This window comes from Paenibacillus cymbidii, assembly GCF_004764705.1.
Lineage (GTDB): Bacteria > Bacillota > Bacilli > Paenibacillales > NBRC-103111 > Paenibacillus_AN > Paenibacillus_AN cymbidii.
In genome coordinates this window covers 1-4910 of record NZ_SHLX01000065.1, presented here as the reverse complement: position 1 = coordinate 4910, position 4910 = coordinate 1, and the positions used below count along the sequence as shown (strand labels likewise).

Here is a 4910-nt window from a genome sequence, read left to right as displayed (position 1 = left end):
ACGGAGCAAAAAAATAACCTCCCGCGCCTTCGCTTGGGCTACGGCCGCCCACAACCTTTTACACCAAACAAATGACCTCCATCGTCCCGATGGAAGAACCTACTACACAAACTACTTGACGGCACCGGCCCGCCTGTAATAGCCAGTGATTTCACTGGTTATTTGCCTCAGATCACCTTCAAATCGGCACTTCAAGCGAAATAGCCAGTGATTTCACTGGCTATTTTGGAGAGGATGCCTGTTTATGGCGAAATAGGCAAGAAAACATGGCCTATTTTGCAAGGGGAGGTTGGCGGATGGGGGAATGGCTCGCATAAAGCGACGTGTCTGCTAGCTGCCGGATATCGACGCCGACTACTTGTTCGTCACCGCGAGAGGTTCGTTGTCGCTTGCCGGCAATTTCCAGAAAGCGCTCGAGAAGGTATCGGGAGTCGAACAGCTGCAGCTGGGTGGCTGCAAAAGTATATGAAAGTAAATTTATGTAAGTATTGTATTATTGCAAGGAGATCGGGTATCCACGAAGGTGAAACTAAGCCGCGCGGCGGCGGCCGAAACGGGCGGAAGGGGGGATAGCGGCAGCAATAATAACGGGAGTGGGCGATGCGCTCCGGCCATCCCGAGAAAGAAAACACCATACTTTTGGAGGGAAGCCGACGGTTCGAATCGTTTGGCGATCGAAGTCGTCGGCAGCCCGCGAAACCTGCTCGGCCCGCTGCACGAAGCGAATCCGCATCCGACATGGCTCGACTGGTGGTCGTTCCGACCGGAAGGGGAGGCCTACACGCCCGACTACGTGCTTCGCCCGTACGGGTTGATGGAGCCGATCCAGGTCACGCGGCGGAAACGTGCGGATATGCGTTAAAGGCCGCGATAGGCAAAAGAAGAAAATATCGCGGTGCCTTGCGGCTCGCCGTATACGCCGCGGGCGAACAACCCGACGCGCGGAGCGGTGAAGCACATAAACCGGTTGACCGTTTCCGGGTATACGAAATCGGCGTTCAGCTCGACGGCAAGCGACTGGAAGTCACCGCCGTTTTCGGCGTAAGCGAAATGCAGCGTCTGCGTGGCTTCGTCGAGCCGGATGCGCAGCCCGATTTCGCTGCCGGGAACGGCATTCAGTTTGATTTGGCACCATGTTTTGCGCATCGCTTTCACATATTGATCCACCTGCAAATAAAGCCCGTCGAATTCCTGCCGCTCGTAGCGTCGGTTGTAATCGAACGTCAGGCCGGCGGTTTGGCCGATCGCGTTGCGGACGGTGAGGAACAGGAAAGCGTCGGAATCGCGGTAAATGGTCAGCCCGGCTTCTTCGCCGCGCGCTTGCGGCTCGAATCGCATGCCGGCCGTCGCTTCGAAGCCGAGGTGGCGCCACCTGCGCGTCGCGATCAGCGTGTCGCCGGTGCCGTACGGGATGAACGGCTTGCAGCGCAGCTCAAGCCCACGGTCCGTGAAGCGGCAGGAATCTTCCACGGGATGGCGCACCCATTCCCACTCCGGCGCCAGCTCCCGCTGTTCGGAGAAACGTTCGTGCCCATCGAGCGCGGAAGCCGGCACCGGCGCCGCGCCGGGCACAACGAGCCGTTCCATCGGTACGCTATTGTCCCCCACCACCGGCCAGCCGTCCGCCGACCAATGCACCGGCTCAAGGAACGTTTCCCTCCCGAGCGGGCAATGGCCCCCGGGAGACAGCGGGCGCCCGCCGAGATGCACCATCCACCATTGTCCTTCCGTGTCTTCCACAAGCTTGCCGTGGCCGGCTTTTTGAATCTCCGCCTTCGGATCGGGCTGCCGCAAAATCGGGTTATGCGGGCACTCCTCGTACGGTCCCCACACCGAACGGCTGCGTGCGATCGTTTCCATGTGGTCGAAGAACGTGCCGCCTTCCGCAAGCAGCAAATAGTACCAGCCGTCGCGTTTAACGATGTGCGGGCCTTCGGGAGCCGCGCCGCCCGTGCCCGGCCACACCTGCTTCGCATCCCCGATCAGTCGGGAGCCGTCGGCCGCCAGCTCATGCACCCAGCCGCCGCCAAACAGCAAATACCGTTTGCCGTCGTCGTCGTTGAAAATCGACGGGTCGATGAAGTGGTGATTCAGCATGATCGCTTCGCTGTAAGGGCCTTCCGGTTTGTCGGCGACGAACAGCAGATTCGTGCAGCGGGGCTGCGCGTGATAATACGGCACCACGACCCAGAACTTGCCGTCATGGTACGAAATGTCGGGCGCATAGACGCCGAACGAATCGGGCATGTCCTGCAGATCGAGCTGGCTGCGCCGGGTGACGACATGGCCGATCGGCGTCCAGTTGACCAGATCGCGCGAATGCAGCACAAGCACGGCGGGGAAAAATTGAAACGTCGACGACACCATGTAATAATCGGCGCCGACGCGCACGATCGACGGGTCGGGGTGGTCGCCGGGAAGAATCGGATTGCGGATCGCGGCAGTCTGTTCGGACATAACGGAAAGCCTCCTGGGCAAAAATTCGGATAAGCACGGCAGGTAGGCAATCGTGGCTTGTGCCGTGCGAATGAAATCATCGTACCGGATGACGCGCGGCAAAACTACTTGTTCCATCGTGCAGACTTGTCATTTTGTACGGAACGGGCGACAATGGAAGCAAAACTGCCGCCGTTGCCAACCTCCGGGCGGGGCGGGTACGGAGGATAAAGATGTACCAGGACAAAGTAGAAATCGACGGCGAGCTGTTCATGAAGCTGAGCGTCAGCCACTACGAAGCGCATGAGACCCATATGCACGATCTCCTCGAATTGTGCATCATCCTGGAGAACAAAGCGTTGTACCGCTTCGAGGATCAAGCGTACGAGGGGCTGCCGGGGGACACGTTTTTGTGCCGGCCGTTCGAGCCGCACTGGATTTTTTCGGCGGAGCGCGAACGACCGTGCCGTTATTTGCTCGTGTATTTCCAGCCTTCCGCGATCAAAGGCGTGCCGGCCGGCTACAAGCTGCTGGCCCCGTTCTATGCGGCGGGAACGCTGCCGGCGCGCGTGCCGCAGCACTTGCCGCATGCGCAGGCGATTTGGCGGGCCGCGCGCGCTGCCGCAAGCGAGCTGGAATCGCCGCGGCAGACGAAAGAGGCCCGCCAGTTTATGCATTTGATCGATATGCTGACACATTTGTACGAATATGCCTGGGAAGAAGGGGCCATCGCCGGCGAAGTCGACAGCGGCATCATCGAAGCGATCGGTTGCCTGATTTGGCATTTCGCGGACGATGCCGGCATCAAGACGGCGATCGAACGGTCGGGGCTTGGCCGCACGCAATTTTACCGGCGGTTCCGCGCTGTCACCGGCTTGACCCCGCATCAGTTCACGAACCGGTTGCGGCTGCAGCTGGCGGCGCAATTGCTGCTGAACGAACCGCTGCCGATCATCCGCATCGCCATGGAATGCGGCTTCAATTCCTTGAGCGCGTTCAACAAGCAGTTCGCTGCCCGTTACGGCCAACCGCCCCGCGCTTATCGCAAGTCGGCGGCCTCCGGGCGCCGGGGCGTTGCGGTCGCGCCGGGCTCTGGCGCGGGGGCCCGACCCGAGTGAGCATACCTTCGGGAAAGTACGGAGAGATCCGCATATAGTAGAAAAATCATACAGAATGAGTGGCAATCACACCAAATCCAACGATTATAGTCGAAAAATCATACAAAATGAGCAATACCCGCACCCAATCCATCGATTATGATCGAAAAATCACACAGAATGACTAGTCATTATGGTCACATCTGGTCGGGCGGGCATCAATCGGCGGTTGCTCCGGATGCTGGCGCGGGCTCATCTGCGATGCAAAAAGATGGCTACTGGTACGGGGACGGTCGATTTCGAGAGAGGCAGTTACTGTTGGCGGGGAAGGCGTGGTCCGAGGCGGCGAATGAAGAGGCGGGAGCGGCGGTTCGTGAGTTAGTGTCCGGATCGATCTACAATAAAGTTGAGAAAAACGGACCTATGCGTCTGTAAATTCAATGGTAGAATAGGGGCGTGGGAGATCAGGAAAGGAGACTGACGATTTGGAGCAAGGTGCACGCAAACCTCGCAACTCCGATGGGTACAAACCGCGCGCGGTACCGGAGGCGTTGAAAGTAGTCGACGGTTACAAGGGCAATCCGGATCGAAAGGCGGAGGTGGAAGAAACAATGCCCCATGATGAAACAAAATCGGTTGAAATGCTGGAAGACATAACAGGCATCACTTGCATCTACGTGCCCGTCCGCGATGTCAGCAAAGCCATTCAGTGGTATGAAACGAACTTGGGCTGCATGGATGCCGATAAAGGCTCTCGTGCGGAAACGAATCCAACCGCTGCAATTCTGAGATTTCCCGAACAAAACGGAAAGTATCTTGAGGCCGGCATCCGGCAAACGGTGCCGGCGATGTTTCTGATCCAGTCACGGCAGTGGACGAATGAGTACGGGTTTGCCAAGGGCGGCAACGGCGGCAATCATCCGCCGATCGGCTGCTTTATAACGCCGCGCATCCAGGACATGTACAACCGGTTCAAACAAAATGGCGTGGACATCATCAGCGATATTCCCGATAACCGGCCATGCGGGCCCAACTTTTTATTTCGCGATCCCGACGGAAATGTGTGGGAGATATGGCAAGCGATCTAGTCGCTGCGATCAAATGATTAAACATTGCAATCAAGTCCGCGCAATTGGCGGGCTTTTTTGCGTCAGCAAGGTGCCGGCAAGAGGGGAGCATCGCGTTGTACAACGAAATAGGCCATGTTTTCTGGCTTATTCCTCCGAAAATAGGGGGCAACATCATAATAGCGGTGCCGTCAAGTAGTTTGTGTAGTAGGTTCTTCCATCGGGACGATGGGGGTCATTTGTTTGGTGTAAAAGGTTGTGGGCGGCCGTAGCCCAAGCGAAGGCGCGGGAGGTTATTTTTTTGCTCCGT

4 protein-coding genes are annotated in these 4910 nt (G+C 57.9%); 3 read left to right on the top strand and 1 reads right to left on the bottom strand.

Going from position 1 to position 4910, the window contains the following annotated elements; all coding sequences use genetic code 11:
- Positions 1 to 667 precede the first annotated feature (667 nt).
- Positions 668 to 862, top strand: coding sequence for a hypothetical protein (locus EXY20_RS38595; RefSeq protein ID WP_135557763.1), 195 nt, complete (start codon positions 668 to 670; stop codon positions 860 to 862).
- Here the strand turns inward: EXY20_RS38595 and EXY20_RS38590 are convergent.
- Entirely contained in the window at positions 859 to 2457 is a 1599-nt protein-coding gene (locus EXY20_RS38590; RefSeq protein ID WP_167859815.1) for a glycoside hydrolase family 43 protein, read from the bottom strand. The genes EXY20_RS38595 and EXY20_RS38590 overlap by 4 nt on opposite strands.
- Positions 2458 to 2669: 212 nt before the next feature.
- Here EXY20_RS38590 and EXY20_RS38585 point away from each other — a divergent pair, with 212 nt between their 5' ends.
- Both EXY20_RS38585 and EXY20_RS38580 read left to right on the top strand, forming a co-directional pair.
- On the top strand, positions 2670 to 3554 hold the full coding sequence (locus EXY20_RS38585; protein WP_135557761.1) for an AraC family transcriptional regulator: 885 nt from the start codon (positions 2670 to 2672) through the stop codon (positions 3552 to 3554).
- A gap of 464 nt (positions 3555 to 4018) precedes the next feature.
- On the top strand, positions 4019 to 4621 hold the full coding sequence (locus EXY20_RS38580; RefSeq protein WP_135557760.1) for a VOC family protein: 603 nt from the start codon (positions 4019 to 4021) through the stop codon (positions 4619 to 4621).
- The last annotated feature ends 289 nt before the right edge of the window (positions 4622 to 4910 follow it).